The organism is Vibrio navarrensis (assembly GCF_000764325.1).
Classification (GTDB): domain Bacteria; phylum Pseudomonadota; class Gammaproteobacteria; order Enterobacterales; family Vibrionaceae; genus Vibrio; species Vibrio navarrensis.
The window spans coordinates 3,051,184-3,066,348 of sequence record NZ_JMCG01000001.1 but is presented as its reverse complement, the minus strand read 5'-3'; the positions used below and the strand labels follow the sequence as shown (position 1 = coordinate 3,066,348).

General features: G+C 50.4%; 19 protein-coding genes. 9 read left to right on the top strand and 10 right to left on the bottom strand.

Annotated elements, in window-relative coordinates:
* Window positions 1-34: 34 nt before the first annotated feature.
* The 3 genes from EA26_RS13555 to EA26_RS13545 all read left to right on the top strand — a co-directional run bounded on the left by EA26_RS13555 (window position 35) and on the right by EA26_RS13545 (window position 1,751).
* On the top strand, window positions 35-562 hold the full coding sequence (locus EA26_RS13555) for a hypothetical protein (RefSeq protein WP_039428424.1): 528 nt from the start codon (window positions 35-37) through the stop codon (window positions 560-562).
* A 241-nt stretch (window positions 563-803) separates the two neighbouring features.
* Window positions 804-1,457 (top strand): oxygen-insensitive NAD(P)H nitroreductase, encoded by a 654-nt coding sequence (gene nfsB / locus EA26_RS13550; RefSeq protein WP_039428422.1) that lies wholly within the window; start codon window positions 804-806, stop codon window positions 1,455-1,457.
* A 3-nt stretch (window positions 1,458-1,460) separates the two neighbouring features.
* The gene (locus EA26_RS13545) at window positions 1,461-1,751 is read left to right on the top strand and encodes a putative quinol monooxygenase (protein ID WP_039428419.1); all 291 of its coding nucleotides are present in this window, start codon (window positions 1,461-1,463) and stop codon (window positions 1,749-1,751) included.
* Here EA26_RS13545 and EA26_RS13540 read toward each other — a convergent pair.
* Together EA26_RS13540 and EA26_RS13535 are read right to left on the bottom strand one after the other, a co-directional pair.
* A complete protein-coding gene (locus tag EA26_RS13540) occupies window positions 1,737-2,696 on the bottom strand; it encodes a LysR family transcriptional regulator (RefSeq protein ID WP_039428418.1) in 960 nt (319 codons plus the stop codon). The two genes, EA26_RS13545 and EA26_RS13540, sit on opposite strands and share 15 nt — an antisense overlap.
* Before the next feature lie 88 nt (window positions 2,697-2,784).
* Window positions 2,785-3,219: an acyl-CoA thioesterase gene (locus EA26_RS13535; protein ID WP_039428415.1), complete on the bottom strand. Its 435-nt coding sequence runs from the start codon at window positions 3,217-3,219 to the stop codon at window positions 2,785-2,787.
* Between the two features lie 195 nt (window positions 3,220-3,414).
* On the opposite strand from EA26_RS13535, the gene EA26_RS13530 reads away from it, so the two are divergent.
* Window positions 3,415-4,179: a ferredoxin--NADP reductase gene (locus tag EA26_RS13530; RefSeq protein WP_039428412.1), complete on the top strand. Its 765-nt coding sequence runs from the start codon at window positions 3,415-3,417 to the stop codon at window positions 4,177-4,179.
* A 90-nt stretch (window positions 4,180-4,269) separates the two neighbouring features.
* Here the strand turns inward: EA26_RS13530 and EA26_RS13525 are convergent, their stop codons facing one another.
* The 3 genes from EA26_RS13525 to EA26_RS13515 form a co-directional block, all read right to left on the bottom strand.
* On the bottom strand, window positions 4,270-4,902 hold the full coding sequence (locus tag EA26_RS13525; protein ID WP_039428411.1) for a DUF2057 family protein: 633 nt from the start codon (window positions 4,900-4,902) through the stop codon (window positions 4,270-4,272).
* 126 nt (window positions 4,903-5,028) lie between these two features.
* Window positions 5,029-5,553 (bottom strand): DUF2799 domain-containing protein, encoded by a 525-nt coding sequence (locus EA26_RS13520; protein WP_039428408.1) that lies wholly within the window; start codon window positions 5,551-5,553, stop codon window positions 5,029-5,031.
* Window positions 5,554-5,639: 86 nt separating this feature from the next.
* On the bottom strand, window positions 5,640-6,542 hold the full coding sequence (locus EA26_RS13515) for a DMT family transporter (protein ID WP_039428407.1): 903 nt from the start codon (window positions 6,540-6,542) through the stop codon (window positions 5,640-5,642).
* A gap of 277 nt (window positions 6,543-6,819) precedes the next feature.
* Here EA26_RS13515 and EA26_RS13510 point away from each other — a divergent pair, with 277 nt between their 5' ends.
* The 5 genes from EA26_RS13510 to nqrM all read left to right on the top strand — a co-directional run bounded on the left by EA26_RS13510 (window position 6,820) and on the right by nqrM (window position 8,687).
* Window positions 6,820-7,167 (top strand): GlpM family protein, encoded by a 348-nt coding sequence (locus EA26_RS13510; protein ID WP_039429144.1) that lies wholly within the window; start codon window positions 6,820-6,822, stop codon window positions 7,165-7,167.
* A 198-nt stretch (window positions 7,168-7,365) separates the two neighbouring features.
* Entirely contained in the window at window positions 7,366-7,560 is a 195-nt protein-coding gene (locus EA26_RS13505) for a hypothetical protein (protein WP_039428405.1), read from the top strand.
* A 141-nt stretch (window positions 7,561-7,701) separates the two neighbouring features.
* Window positions 7,702-7,986: a DUF134 domain-containing protein gene (locus tag EA26_RS13500; RefSeq protein ID WP_039429143.1), complete on the top strand. Its 285-nt coding sequence runs from the start codon at window positions 7,702-7,704 to the stop codon at window positions 7,984-7,986.
* Window positions 7,983-8,462 (top strand): NifB/NifX family molybdenum-iron cluster-binding protein, encoded by a 480-nt coding sequence (locus EA26_RS13495; RefSeq protein WP_052079762.1) that lies wholly within the window; start codon window positions 7,983-7,985, stop codon window positions 8,460-8,462. The genes EA26_RS13500 and EA26_RS13495 overlap by 4 nt, the downstream gene beginning before the upstream one ends.
* Before the next feature lie 3 nt (window positions 8,463-8,465).
* A complete protein-coding gene (gene nqrM, locus EA26_RS13490; RefSeq protein ID WP_039428402.1) occupies window positions 8,466-8,687 on the top strand; it encodes a (Na+)-NQR maturation NqrM in 222 nt (73 codons plus the stop codon).
* Between the two features lie 15 nt (window positions 8,688-8,702).
* Here nqrM and fusA read toward each other — a convergent pair whose 3' ends face one another.
* From fusA to EA26_RS13465, 5 genes are all read right to left on the bottom strand, one after another.
* Window positions 8,703-10,715, bottom strand: a complete 2,013-nt coding sequence (gene fusA, locus EA26_RS13485) for an elongation factor G (protein WP_039428400.1) — start codon at window positions 10,713-10,715, stop codon at window positions 8,703-8,705.
* A gap of 237 nt (window positions 10,716-10,952) precedes the next feature.
* Window positions 10,953-11,468, bottom strand: coding sequence for a spermidine N1-acetyltransferase (speG, locus tag EA26_RS13480; protein WP_039428398.1), 516 nt, complete (start codon window positions 11,466-11,468; stop codon window positions 10,953-10,955).
* 120 nt (window positions 11,469-11,588) lie between these two features.
* Window positions 11,589-12,818: an ABC transporter substrate-binding protein gene (locus EA26_RS13475; RefSeq protein WP_039428397.1), complete on the bottom strand. Its 1,230-nt coding sequence runs from the start codon at window positions 12,816-12,818 to the stop codon at window positions 11,589-11,591.
* On the bottom strand, window positions 12,815-14,251 hold the full coding sequence (locus EA26_RS13470; RefSeq protein WP_039428394.1) for an ATP-binding protein: 1,437 nt from the start codon (window positions 14,249-14,251) through the stop codon (window positions 12,815-12,817). The genes EA26_RS13475 and EA26_RS13470 overlap by 4 nt, the downstream gene beginning before the upstream one ends.
* Window positions 14,241-14,948 carry a response regulator transcription factor gene (locus tag EA26_RS13465; protein WP_039428392.1) on the bottom strand — a complete coding sequence of 236 codons (708 nt, stop codon included), beginning with the start codon at window positions 14,946-14,948 and terminating at the stop codon, window positions 14,241-14,243. The genes EA26_RS13470 and EA26_RS13465 overlap by 11 nt, the downstream gene beginning before the upstream one ends.
* Window positions 14,949-15,165 lie beyond the last annotated feature (217 nt).

Below are 15,165 nucleotides of genomic sequence, written 5' to 3'. Positions count from 1 at the left end.
TTTACAAGCATCGCATATTGATTAAGGGTGAAAAATGAAGCAGCTGATGTTGGTCTTGGCGGTGGCAATAACCGTATCTGGGTGCGCCAGTAATGATATTAGCCAAGTGATGAATGATGGCGTCAATGGTGCTATCAACGGTGTTTTAGGTTCGGTCGGCGGCACAGACAGCGTAGTGAAAAATGAGAAAAGCTACAGTGTTGAACGTGAGCGTATGTACACTACCGAGGCCACCAGAACGAGAAAAGATTTTGGTTCTATCCAAGTCACCAAGACGGAGAAAAATCCGCAGTCCAAGACGCAACTCGTACTGGAAAGTTGCGTGCATCCAAGAATTGGCTCTGTGAAATGTCAAGGTTTTCTCTATGAAGTCACCCCAGAGGGCTGGCTGGTGGATGATAAAGTCAGCTTTAATTCGGATTACGATAAAGGTATTACGCTCGCGTCTGGAACTTACTATTTCAAATTAAACACCTCCGGCGTTGGAAACGATTACTATGTGACGGGAGAAGCCACCATCACTCCGTTTGTGACCAATTACGTTGCTCTTACTCTAGAGTAACGGCTGCTCGATTGGTGGTGGGCCCACTTGTTTTCTCAACGCTTCCTTTTATCTTCAATAACTCACCATTTTCTTGTCCGTTTCTGCCGAGAAAAATTCTTGCTCGGACACTCGCTCAGGCTATTTTCAAAAAAAATTTGAAAAAGAAGTTAATCACTGGCGGTTTTTCAAATGGGTTCAGTTGGTTAGATTAGCCACACAAACGACATGAAGGACCACGGGTCCACTAATTGGAGAAAATATGAGTATTGTTCACGCCGCCAAATCCCGTTATTCCACCAAAGCATTTGATGCCAGCCGAAAAATTGCGCCAGAGAAAGTTGAAGAGATCAAAGAGCTACTGCGTATGAGTGCTTCGAGCGTTAACTCTCAGCCTTGGCACTTTATCGTTGCAAGCAGCGACGAGGGCAAAGCGCGCATTGCCAAAGCGACTCAAGGCGGTTTTGCTTTTAACGAGCGTAAGGTGCTGGATGCATCACACGTTGTGGTATTTTGTGCCAAAACCAGCATTGATGAAAACTACCTACTGGATCTCCTTGAAAACGAAGATAAAGATGGGCGTTTTGCCGATGAAGCGAGCAAAACTGGCATGCATAATGGTCGCTCCTTTTTTGTAAATTTGCACCGTTTTGATCTCAAAGATGCGCATCACTGGATGGAGAAACAAGTCTATTTGAACGTGGGGACCTTGCTTTTGGGCGCTTCTGCGATGGAAATTGACGCGGTGCCGATTGAAGGCTTCGATGCCAAAGTGCTCGATGAAGAGTTTGGTCTGCGTGATAAAGGGCTGACCAGTTTAGTGATCGTACCGCTGGGCTATCACAGTGAAGCCGATTTTAATGCCAAACTACCGAAATCGCGCTGGCCAGCCGAAACGGTTTTTACCGAGATCTAAATCATGATTCATCTATTAGTGGAAATTAAAGCGCACGCTGAGCACATCGAACAAGTGCGCGGTTTACTCACAGCGCTGCTTGAACCGACTCGTCAGGAAGAGGGCTGCTGCCAGTATGAGCTTTTTGCCGACAGCCAAATCGAAGGCCTTTTTTTGATGCAAGAGATCTGGTGTTCGCAGCAAAGTCTTGATAGACACGTCGCCAGCGACCACTTTCAAGCCTTCAAGCAACAAGTGGACAGTGCCGATATTTTAGAATACCTGCACCTTCGTCCGCTCTCATTCGTGGCTTAGTTCTGCGTGGTTTAGCTGACAATGTTGCTCAATTGCTGCCAGTACCGCTTGACGTTGCTGGCAGCATTTCTCTTGCACAAATTCTTGGAAAGTACGGATAAGTGGCGTGATTGCACGCCGATCGGTACACATCATGTAAATCGGTACCACGCCGCCATCCCACTCAGGCAACACGCGCACCAATCGGCCGCTTAGAATATCTTGGCTAATATCCATCAGCGATTTATACGCGACGCCTTTACCTTTTAACGCTTGGCGATGCGCCACTTCGCCGTCATTGGTGGTTGGATTGCCGCTGACGAGCACGCTTTCCGTTTCTCCTTGACGATGCAACTGCCATTTGTTGTGCAGCGAGCCAGAGAGCATGTAGCACAAGCAGTTGTGCTGAAGCAGGTCGCTAGGCTCGCGAAGCGGCGCATGAGGGGCGACGTACTCCGGTGATGCGCACAAAATGCGCTCATTGGACTTACACAGAGGAATAGCAATTAAGCTCGAATCGGCTGGTTCGCCGTAGCGAATAGCGACATCGACGGGCTGGCTATACATGTCGGTAAGGCTGTCTGACAGGTCGAGTTTGACCATCACGCGCGGGTGCAGTTCGATAAACTCATCAATCCACTCCAAGAGCATGTTGCGGCCAAAATCGGAAGGGGCGCTGACATAAAGCTGCCCGGCCAATTCGCCCCGAGCGCAGTTGATCTCATTGAGACCCTCTTCAATCAAGTTGAGCGCTGCACTGGTTTTTTGCAGGAAAAGCGTGCCATCCCCCGTGAGGCGTAAGCTGCGCGTCGAGCGAACAAACAGCGGGAAATGGATCTGCTCTTCAAGGCGTTTAATGGCAGCGCTGACGGCGGCAGGAGTGAGATCGAGGCTGTTGGCTGCTTTTGAAAAACTGCCCTGACGAGCGGTTTCCACGAAAATGTTCAGATCGTTCAGTGCTTTCATCGGAGGTGTCGTGAGAGATAATTTTGCCCGACTATAGCCGATTTATCAGCAAAAAGCCTCAGTCATAGCGCTGAGGCTGGTACGAACGTTAGCTAAGCGTGGGCTGCAAGGTGAGCATTGCATCTCTTAAGCGTTCTGATAGTGGCGCTTTACACTGATTTTTAAAATCGAACATCACCACAGTCGCACTGCCTATGGTGGTGACCTTGCCCATTTTTTTACTCACGACCTGATATTCCATGGTAAAGCGATCTTCACCCACCTGCGTCACTCTGGAACCGATGAGCAAGGTGTCGGGGTAGGTCACTGGAATGCGATAACGGCATTGCGTATCACTTAATACGGGGCCAATTTGTGTCTTTTTCAGTTCATCCATCAAGTTGATTTGCGCAAAATACTCCAAACGCGCGGTTTCAAAGTAGCGGAAGTAGACAACATTGTTGACGTGCTGTAGCGCGTCCATTTCTCCCCACGCGACCTTAATCTCGGTGATGACCGGAAATTCTTCTAATAGCGAATGCATTGTCGCTCCTTTTCGTGATTCGTCTTACCATTTCGAGTCTTTATTCTAAATTGCATGCGACAATTATGTAATGATTGGATTAACAAAATGTAAAAATAAAAGATGATTTGTGTTGAAATTGGTAAGGTGTAAGCTTTACTAAGACGCGAGAGCAACGTACCTTTTGTTTAAATGTGTGCGCAAGGAGAAGTAGCGATGACAGAACTGGCGGGTTTTAATCGAGTGGTTGTGGGCAAGCGTACAGATTGGACGGATGAGTTATTTAGTCTGCGTATCAACGGGGCCAATCTCGATTTCAAAGCAGGACAATTTACCAAACTGGCGTTGCCAGGGGAAAATGGTAAAGCGCTCAGTCGTGCTTACTCTTTGGTGAATGCACCCTCGGTCAATAGTGACTGGTTGGAGTTTCTCATTGTCGCCAACCCAGAAGGGCAATTGACGCCGAAGCTGCAAGCGTTAAAACCCGGCGATGAGATCTACGTTGGGCAAACCGCGCACGGCGATCTCACGGCAGAAACGATTCCTAAGTCAACCCAAGATCTCTGGCTGTTTGCCACCGGCACGGGTATCGGACCTTTTCTCTCTTTGCTTGACGACATCACTCAGCCACCTCGCTGCGACCAGATTGTTCTGTTGCATGCGGTTCGCTACGAGAAAGATCTCGTTTATCTCTACCTGATAGAACAGCTTGCTGAGCTCTACCAAGGACGCCTCAGATACGTGCCCGTGGTCTCGCGAGAGTCAAGTGCTGGCGCGCTGAAAGGGCGCATCCCTGATTTATTGCAATCGGGAGCGTTGTTTGACCATTTGCAGTGTACTATCAGCGCTGAACGCAGTTTTGCCATGTTGTGCGGTAATCCTGAGATGATTAAAGAGACTACGGCGGTGTTGCAAAGTTTGGGGTTAGAAAAATATCGTCGTCAAACAGGTGGACACATCCTCTACGAGCGCTATTGGTAAGTGAGTCTGGTAAGTGAGTCAGCGAGGTGGATGTCGCTTGAAAAAGCAAGAGCCCTGATAAAATCAGCGCTCTTGAGCGGGCACAGTCAATTACTGCTGATTGATAAAGGCCTTAAAGCGTGCTTTGGTTTCATCATCGGCTTTTTCATACCAGAAGTGCAGCATCTCTTCAGCGGCGCTTGAGGCTTGATGCCCTTCCACTACAGGCTTTAACGCGGCAACGGTGAGCGGGGCGCCAATCGCGGCAATACCGCCAGCGCGGTTGTAGTCTTCCACTTCACGACGAAAATCACGGCCAATTTGTAGCCCTTCCTTGATCAGTTTGTCTTCCTTTTTCTCTACCGTTTGGCCATCGGCATCGACCAACTGCCAGTTGAGCTGTTTGATCTCACTTTCAGCAACGCGATGATCGCGGTATTTCGGCAGAGCAAAGCTCAGCTCGCTGCTATTGGCGTTAAACTTGGCCACAATCACGTCACTTTCAACGCCGATGCGGTCATTGCCTTGGCTAAAAAACGGCTCGTAGCGGAAGACGATCTGATTCTCGCCATCGGGCAGCGTGGCGGTTTTACTGGTGGCAAAGAGGCTGCCTGAGAGTTTCGGGGTTTGCCCATTAGCGACGAGTAAAGTCACCTCGTCAGGTACAGTCAGTGTCACCTCGGCGGCGGCAAATCCGCTTAAACTTATCGATAAAAAGTATGTTAACGGTTTAATCAAATTCACAATTCTTATTCCTGAACAATCAGTTACGGCAAGTTTGAGAGTGCCCAGTTCAACGGGGCTTTGCAACGGCCTGATGCGAAAAATTAGAGAAATTCACCAAATCTTCACACATCTGGCCGATAAGATTCAGAAAGAGAAATTGATGTTGTAAGAGGGCGATAGCAGTGAACTGTGTTCTCGGACTAAATCGCGCCGTTTGCTTTGCAGCACGTTGCGCTTCTGCTTATCTTGATCGGAATCCTTTAAGCTGTTCAGTTGCCGATCGATGTCGCCAATTTGTCGGTCAATCTCGGCAATTCGCTGCTGAACGAGATACTCTTGCCGACCCAACTGATAGTTATTGAGAAACTGTTCGCTCTCACAAACACCGTAGTATTCCCTGCCCTGTTTCCCGACACGATAACCGTTATCTGGCGAGCAATAGAGTACGGTGCCTTGTTGAAAACCTTTGCGCCACAGATCGCTATCGGCTACGACACCCGCTTCCGCGCAATCTTGGCTGTAACGCTGAATGATGCTGGGGTCATTACCATTTTGCCCATCGCGATAGCCGATTTGTTGCCAGTTGGCGACACGGCACTCGTCTGGGCTCATGGTTGTACAGGCCGACAAAAACATTGTGAAGGCAGCGCAGGTAAGGATTCGATTCATCAGAAATTGCCATCGTAAATGAAGAGGCGATAATTTTAATTGAATAGTGTTCAATTGCAATGTTGCCTGACAAATCCATACATAAACTACATGGCTCCCGCTTTGGGGGTTGGTGGTTTCAGCGCGGCTTTGAGTGAAAATCCGGTGACCAGCATAGTGCCGCTCAGCACTAACACGCTTCCCGCCACGGTATTTAAACCAATTGGCTCGCCGAGCACCAGATAGCCCCAAAAAATACCAAAAGCAGGGATAAGAAACGTCACCGACAACGCGGAAGCTGGGCCGATTTCAGCAATCAGACGAAAGTACATCAGATAAGCGATACCAGTACATAACACACCGAGGGCGGTAACCGAAAGCATCTCAAAGGAGCTCGGCATTTCACGCATCGGTGCAAATGGTAGCAGAGGAAGCACCAACAGCACGGCCATCCACATGCTGCCGTGCGCGTTATCAAACGCGGCAATTTGCGGAGCATTTTTGGTGTAGTTGGTGGCGATACCGTAGCAAAACGCGGCAGAGACGGCGGCGATAATCGGTAAGATAGCTTGCTGGCCGATTTGTAGCGCATCCCAGCCAACTAATACGACGACGCCGCTAATGCCGAGCAGCAAACCCAATACCCCTTTGGCGGAGATCGGGGTGCGGTACCAAAGGTAACTAATGATTACCCCCCAAATGACGGCCGTGGAGTTGAGTACCGCCAATGTCGAGGCGTTGAGAGTTTGCGCGGCGTAGGCGAAACAGAGAAAGGGCAAGGCGGTATTAAACAGGCCAATCATCAAAAAATGTTTCGGATGGCGCAACAAAGGCGCGAGATTTTTTTTCAAATAGAGAGCAACCACCAGCAGGCTCAATGCGGCAAACAGAACTCGAAATTCAATCAGATACGCAGGCCCAAAACTGTGCGCGGCGATACGCATGAAGAGAAAAGAGCTACCCCAAATAGCAGCAAGACAGAGTAAGCGAAAAAAACTGGCAGCAGACATGGTTGTGACTTCTTTGTTGGAGGATTGTATATGCCCTGTGACGAACGCTGCGATTATACGATACGGCAGCGAATAAGCGATAAAGAAGATGTGCTTTCGCCACCTGTTTGGCATTTTGTGGCGCGCGTTGCACATAGCACAACGTCGCGACTGGGCGGTTGGCTGCAACCGATTTGAGCTGAATTCTCACAGGGCGAGAATTAGCCGTGATTGTCACTGGCTTCTTGGGCGCGATCTTTTACGATTTGCGCACATTTTAAGCGAGAGGTTAAGGCCAGTGCTCAGCCTGTTCTTCAAGTCATTGTTAGGGGCGGCTGCGGTGCTTCTCATAGCGCTGCTGTCTAAAAGTAAAAGCTTTTACATTGCGGGTTTAGTACCGCTGTTTCCCACCTTCGCGCTGATTGCCCACTTTATTATTGGCAGTGAGCGTAGCATGGAGGATTTGCGTCAAACCGCTTTGTTTGGTTTGTGGTCACTGCTGCCTTACGCGGCTTATTTGCTGGCGGTGTATTACCTCAGCTACCGTTTTTCGCTGCTGGCGACTTTATTTGGCGCGACCTTAGTTTGGCTACTCTGCGCTATGGTGCTGATTGTTGGCTGGACAAAGCTATCCGTGGCCGTTTGAGTAGTGTGATTGATGTGCTGGATCACAATTTTGTTATGTCGAATCTCGCTTATTTTGCCTCTTGTTACTGTTTTCTATTGATTTGTCAGAAGATCAGCGAAATTGGCTGTAAAACCACACCTTTGTTGTCGTTGACAGCCTAGCCAGCTTTACTACGCTTAAGGCTGGTTTTTACGGTCAGTCAGCAAGGAGAACAGAATGGCTACATTCAAGCAGGATATTCCGCATCGTGTCACTGTCTATCATGACAACCACGAGCAGGAACGTGAGTTAAAAGAGGCAATGCTCCCAGAAAAACCACGTTACTTTAACGGTGCGCCAACCTACAAAGCGGAAAGCCTCGCTGAATTTGAAGAAAAAATTCGCCAGATGAACTTGTCGTTCGATAAATAGACGTTCACCTGAGTGTCCACCCTATAAAGCCGCATCATGCGGCTTTTGTTTTCGTGCAATCTTACATTGAGCTTTTTGTTATTGGCATATGCCAATAACATGGTTTACCTTTTCGTTATCGATTTGCTTTTTGGAAACACCATGCCCAGACCACGAAAACCGCGCCATATCGGCTGCCGACCACCCGCCAGTTGTTTTAAGCCTAACGGCATTCCGGCATCGAACTTACAAGCAGAAACGCTTGATGCCGATGAGCTGGAAGCGCTGCGTTTGGCCGATCTTCTGCAAATGAATCAGATAGATGCAGCGCAGTGCATGGGGGTTTCCCGACAAACGTTTGGCAATATCGTCAAATGTGCGCGTCACAAAGTCGCGCTCTGTTTGGTGCAAGGCAAAATGTTGAAATTCTCACTGGAGGAAGAATGATGATCATCGCCGTCCCCGTTAACGATCAAAATGTCGCGAACCATTTCACCAAAGCGCAGCGCTTTGCTTTGCTTGATGATCGCGGCAATGTTCTAAACTATTTAGATAATCCGGCGTTAAGCAGTGAAGGTTGTCACGGAAAAAAACGCTTGATTGCACAATTGCTCGCCGCCAAGGTCAGCAAGGTGATGGTAAAAAACATCGGGCAGAAATCGCTGGCGAAATTGCTAGCTGGTAACGTGTTGGTCGAACGTGTAGCCGGGCGCAACTCTCTTGCTACCGTATTGAGCGCTGGAGCCATGCCGCTGACTGAGGCAAGCCAAGGACGTGAGTGTCGCACCGAGTCGAAAAGTCATTGTTGTGGCTCGCGCCGAGAGCGCGCTCGTGGTTTGATCGCAACACCAGATACTGCGGCGGCGATCTCGCCCATCAAGGGCTTTCAAGTCAAAGGGCTGCGCAGGCTGTTTAAGGAGTAAATCATGACCACTTTGTTGTACGCATTTGCTTTTTTCCTCATTGTCATCGCGTTGATGGCGATTGGCGTGATGTTTAAGCGCAAAGCGATCCAAGGCAGTTGCGGCGGGTTAAACCAAGTCGGTGTCGATAAAGTGTGCAATTGCGAAACCACCTGCTCCGAGCACAAACTGTATCAGATCGCGGAACCGCAAGAGAAAAATAAGGGAGCGCAAGGCTCCCCGTAGCTTAGCCGCGCAAGTTTAGGCGGTTTCACACACCTTTTTCTGTACCGAAGGAGGCGCGGGCTCATAATGGCTGAGCGTCATTTGGAATGTGCCTTCACCGCCTGTCATTGCTCTGAGCTTGCGTGCGTAATCTTGCAGCTCGTTGAGCGGCGATTTGCTGCGAATCAGTGAGAAGTGGTTCGTTTGTGGCTCCGTACCCTCAATCAAACCGCGATTGGCAGACAAATCGCCAGTGACATCGCCGACGCTGGCCGTGGGGATCACCAGTTCCATTTGCACAATCGGCTCAAGCACAATCGGCCCGGCGTTTTCCACCGCATTGAGGAAGGCCTTTTTACCCGCAATCACAAAAGCGATCTCTTTGGAATCGACCGAATGAAATTTGCCATCGTGAACGGTTACTTCAATGTCGCGAATTGGGTTACCGGAAATCGCTCCTTCTTCCAGCGCTTGCAGAATACCTTTTTCGACAGCAGGGATGAGTGAGGTGGGAATGGCGCCGCCGACGACTTTGTTGACAAACTTAAAGCCTTCGCCGCGCTCAAGCGGTCTGACACGTAAATGCACCTCGCCAAATTGCCCCGCGCCACCGCTTTGCTTTTTATGCCGATACTGGCCATCGGCGGCTTGGGTGATGGTTTCGAAATATTCCACGCTTGGCTGCTCGGTCTCCACCTCCAGTTTGTAGACGCTAGCCATTTTTTCCAGCGCGATTTTGAGATGAAACTCACCTTGGCCGCTTAAGATGGTCTCATTGCTGCGGACGCGGTGTTCAAGTCGCAGTGATGGATCTTCGCTGACGATGCGCTTCAACACTTCGCCCAGTTTTTGTTCATCACCGCGTTTGATGGGTTTGAGACTTAGGCTGTACATCGATTGCAGGAAATCTAACGTTTTCAGAGAGATACCATCTTCGTCATGGGAGTCGTGCACAATCGAATCAAATTCAAGTTCATCGACTTTGGCGAGCACGCAAAAATCGCCTGCGAGGGCTCGTGAAATTTCACTGCGCTGCTTGCCTTGTAACTGATAGAGATGGCCGACCTTAAACGCTTTATTGCTCTCTCCGATATAGAGTTGGCTGCCTGTGTTGATTTCCCCCTGAAACACGCGCAAATAGGCCAGTTTGCCCATATAAGGATCGACGCTGATTTTGTACACATGTGCCACGCTGTGCTCCAGCGTCTCGCAGTTGACGCGGATACGTTTGCCGTTTTTCTCCAGCAGCGGCGGGTTGCCCTCATTGGGCATCGGCATCAATTCGCACAAGGTTTGCAGCAGCAGTTCAATGCCTGCGCCCGTTTCTGCACAGACAAAACAGATTGGGATAACATGGCCAGTACGCAGTGCCTCTTCAAACGGGTCATGCAACTGTTGCGCTGTGAGCTCAGAGCCTTGTTCCAGATAAAGCGCTATCAAATCCTCATCCACTTCCACCACTTGATCCACTAAGGTTTCATGAGCGGTCTTGACATCTGAAATCAGTGTTGGTGTTTGATATTGAGGGGTGAAAAAACAGTCGATTACTTGGCTGCCATCGGCAGAGGGAAGATTGATAGGCAGGCAATGGCTGCCAAAATGTTCTTCAATTTGGCGCAGCAGACGGCTGAGCGCTTTGTCGTTGTGGTCGATTTTATTGATGATGATCATCTGGCATTTTTTCCGCTCACTTGCAAACTCAAATAGCCGATCGGAGATTTGAGTCAGCGGCGTGTGCGGATCCAACACCAGCGCAGTGGTTTCGACGGCCGGAAAGACGCTGAGCGTGCGCCCCAGCAGCTCGCCTTGTCCGGGGGTGTCGATAATATTAAGGCGGTGGTTCTGCCAGCGCAGTGTCACCGGAGTGGCTTCAATACTGTGCTGATATTGGATTGATTGAGTATCAAAGTCGGTGACGGTATCGCCTTTCTCGACGCTGCCTAAGTGCGTGGTAGCGTCACAGGTAAACAGCAGTTTTTCGATGAGCGTAGTTTTGCCGCTGCCCGTTTGGCCGATGAAAGCGATGTTGCGGATTTGGTTGATAGGCATAAGAGCTCCTTGCAATGAATGGAATAGACGTAACATCCTGAGCGGGCGGGGTTACCGCCTGCCCGTCTTCCAAGTCATTTTGCGCAGATCTCCATACATAGGCTGTCTCGACACGACATGAATACCAGCAAGAGTGTGTACCCATCGCCTCAAATTTTATGTGATTCAATTCATACTGAGCGACATCCACCCGGACGCGCACGACAACTTGCTCAATTTGTCGCACTGATCAACGCGTCAAGCCCTCAGATAGTCGCGCTGCAAAATGTACATGCGTTTCACATCCTGATATTGACCGTTGATAAAAAATTCTTCGACCAAGAGCCCCTCTTCGATGAAACCGCATTGCTGATACAGATGGATCGCTTTTTTGTTGCTCAGCGCCACTTGCAGATAAACTTTGTGCAGGTTGAGGATCGAGAATGAGTAGTCGAGTGCTTTGTGAATCGCTGTGGCGGCAAAACCTTGGCCTTGAAAAGCGGGAGCGATAATGATCTGAAATTCGGCGCTGCGATGGATGTAATTGATCTCAATTAGCTCGACCAAACCAATCAGTTGGCTTTTTTCGTCCACGACGACAAATCGGCGCTCGGTGTCGTCGTGGATGTGTTTCTGATAAAGCTCTTCGAGCTCATCATAAGACTCATACGGCTCTTCGAACCAGTAAGACATGATGTTGCGATTGTTGTTGAGCTGATGAATAAAACGCAAATCCGAGCGTTCCAGCGCCCGAATGGATAAGTGTTTGCTCATGGCAATACTCCCAAGTTTTGTTCTTTGAGTGTATCTCTCCTCTGTCTGGCGTCGAGTCTGGCAGCGATTGAATGTGCTCACGGCCAGACTTTTTACCCCGTTTCGGCTCTGATTTTGTGCTCAATTGCTCGCCGCGATCGAGACAATACGGCGGATCACCTCATCTTCAGAAATTGGCTGATTGCGGAAAAAACGGAAGATTTCCGAGTTGATCGCTTGCTGCGTGACCGGGTTGACCGCCATGGAATCGGTCATGCTCGGTATGGCAAGGCCATGGGCGGAGGCAAACAGAAAGTCGTGGTACGAGCGTTGCTGACACAGGTTGAACTGGCTAAGGTCGATATCGTTTCGCACCGGAATCGAGCCTTTGACTCGGTTGAACTCGGACTGAAAATCCTTATCGGCCAAGCGGTTGGCGACCCTTTCTGCTTGTTGGGCTGAGAAGGTTTTGCTCGCCATAAAGATCAGGCTATCCATATTGTAGAGGAAGGTTTGTCGCGACTGAGGCGCGGGCTGACAACTGATGTGTTCCGGCACCGCAACCTTGTGTGCAAGCAGATCGCCCAAAATCCAGTCGCCGCCAATTTGAAACAGTGCCTTGTCTTGTGCCAGAGCTTGGGTGGCGCTGTCCCAGTTTTGGTCGGGTAACGGATGCGAAGTGAGAAGGCTGATGTGGCGTAACTGGCTGAGCGCCAGACGCATCTCCGCCGAATCGATGTTGCGCTTATCGAGTTCAACCAAGGCGCTTTGATAGAAACTGACGCCTCCTGCGGCGATGACGAGACTTTCGAACAATTGCGCGATCTGCCAAGGTTGATCGCCAATCGCCAGCGGAATGAACCCTTGCTGATGTGCGATTTCCATCGCTTGAAAAAGTTCAGGCCAGGTTTTGGGTGGTGTGAGTTGCAACTGCGCTAGTAAGCGCTGGTTGGTCCACAGCCAGTTGAGGCGATGTAAGGTTAATGGCAGCGCCACATAGCCGTTGTCGGTTTTGTTGATCGCTTTGGCCAGTGGGTGCAGCACCTCGTCCCAATGATGTGTCGTGGCCGTTTTGTTGATGGGGTGCAAAATGCCAATCGCATCCCATGACTTGATGCTTGGCCCTTCAATCTGCGCAAAGCTCGGCGTGTTGCCGGCTAAAGCGCGTGCTTGCAAGACCGTCATTGCGCTGTCTCCACCGCCACCGATCACTGGGGCAGGCTTGAGCGGAATATCCGCTTTGGCCAGTTCATTCTCTAGCCTCTTGAGCGCGTTTTTCTCGCCAGCGGAAGTCCACCAGTGGAGAAATTCCACCTCGGCAGCTTGGCTGGCTCCGCTGCACAGCAGCAGCGACAAAAAGAAGGTTCTCATAACATTTCTCTTGGGAAGGATAAAGTGGCGATTAACCCGCCTCGCATTGACAAACGCAGCTTCAGTTCGCCGCCGTGTGCTTTGACAATGCTTTGCGAAATGGTCAGCCCGAGCCCGTTCCCCTCTGTCAGCGTGTCGGCGCGAAAATAGGGTTCACACAGGCGTTCCAACTGCAGCTCGCTAAGCCCGGCGCCGTTGTCTTCAACCGTCACGTAGAGATGGTCGCTATCGCTGTGGATGCGCACTAACGCGCGTTGACCGTATTTGAGCGCGTTGTCGATGAGATTTTGCAGACAGCGTTTGAGCGCCAGTGGTTTACCGGAAATTGTGCACTCCTCTTCGCTTTCGAGCTCGATGCGGCTGCCGTCAGGATCTAAACCGCTAGCGATGTGCTCCACCAATTTACTTAAATCAACCGACTCGATCTCTTCGTGAATGTCGGTGGCTTTGATGCATTGCAGTGCCCCTTTGACCATCAAATCGAGATCGTTGGCTATTTTGCTAAAGCGTTCGCGTTCGATTTCGTCATCCAACATATCGGCCCTCAGTTTTAAACAGGCAATCGGCGTTTTGAGATCGTGCGAAATTGCACTGAAAAGCATCTCACGCTCTTTGATGTGGCTATCGATACGTCGATTCATTTTGTTAAAAGCGCGAATGGCCGCTTTTAGTTCGGTGCTCCCGGCCTCTTTCACTTGCGGCACTTTGAGACGGCTCGACATCAAGGTTGCGGCTTTAGCCAGCTCGCGAATCGGGCGGATTTCGCGCCTGACCACCAACCAAGTGCACACCAGCAGCAAGAGCGCCGAAAGCAGTAAAGTGAACCATTCGCGAAGGGCAAAATAACTGGTTTCCAAATGGATGTAAGGCGCTGGCAGAACCGCCGCCAGATAGAACCACTCGTTTTGCGCCACTTCCACTTGCATCACTAGTATCGGCGGGTTGAGGTCACCGTAAGAGAGCGAATAGTGCGCCCACAACATTGGCAGTTCATCAATCGGTAGCTCGTTGTTAAACACCCGCAAATCGTCACGACGGGTAAAATCGACCAACATGGTTGGGCTGCCCGTCAGCTCACGATTGAGCACTGATGTCACTTCGTTAATAACCAGCGTTTTACGCGCGCTTTGTGGCAGCACATCGACGGTGATCGGGTGATTGTTGAGCGAGACAAAAAAGCGTGTGCCGCCCATGTTGCGCAGTTGATTGAGCACCAAATGGCGGTATTCCGCAGGCAAAGTTTGGAAGAAAGAGATGGTGGATGAGGCGCTCATGGCGAGGCTGCGCACTGTGGTGATGAGGCCCGTTTTGTCTTTGTCGCTGGCGTGTTGATACCAGATAAGCCCGGCGAGGATCTGCGCTGAGACAATCACCACTAACAAGAACAAACTGGTGCGCATCGCCAGTGACTGCAGCGGCAACCTAATTCTCATAACGCACTCCGGCGGTAAGCATGTAGCCTTTGTTGCGCACGGTGAGGATCAAGGAGCGATCTTTATCTTCCAGATGGTGCCGAAGGCGGCTGATCTGTACGTCAATTCCCCGTTCAAACGGGTCGGCATCTCGTCCCCAAATTTCGCGTGCGATGTCATCGCGCGACAGAATCGATTCGGCGCGAGAGAGAAATAGCCCAAGCAGTGATAGATCGGCGCCGCTGAGTTGCTTAATTTGCTCGCTCGGCAGGTGGGTGAGTTGACGTGTCACGGTATCCAGTTGCCAATCGGCGAAACGCACGCGGCGTGTCAGGCGGGCCTCGCTGCTGTTTTGACTACGGCGTAAAATAGTTTTAATGCGTGCGAGCAGCTCGCGCGGGCTGAAGGATTTGGTGATGTAGTCATCTGCGCCCATTTCCAACCCCGCCACGCGATCAGCTTCTTCTGCTACGGCGGTGAGCATAATGATGGGCACGTCGGAGTGGCGCCTGAGTTTTTGGCACAAGCTAAACCCATCTTCACCGGGCATCATGATGTCGAGCACAATCAGATCGGGCTGACACTGCTGCAACTTCTGCCACATTCGCTGGCCATTTTCCGCACCAACCACGGCAAATCCCGCTTTGCCCAGGTAATCCGATAAGGCTTCGCGCAAGTCGCGATTATCGTCCACTACCATGATGAGTTTACTGTCCATAGTTCACTACCACCGCTTATTTATCGTGCCAACATGATGCTACGGCCTTGCGGTGAACTCAATTCACGCTCTTGTAATTTGCTGCTTACAAACGTGGTTTTTTGTAAGTGTCTGCTTACAAACTGCTAGCGCTTTGTAACCTTGAGCGTTTGCAACTTGGTTAAGCTGACGGTGATGGTTATTGCCGGCTGCGCAACGCGGCAATGTGGAAGCTTAA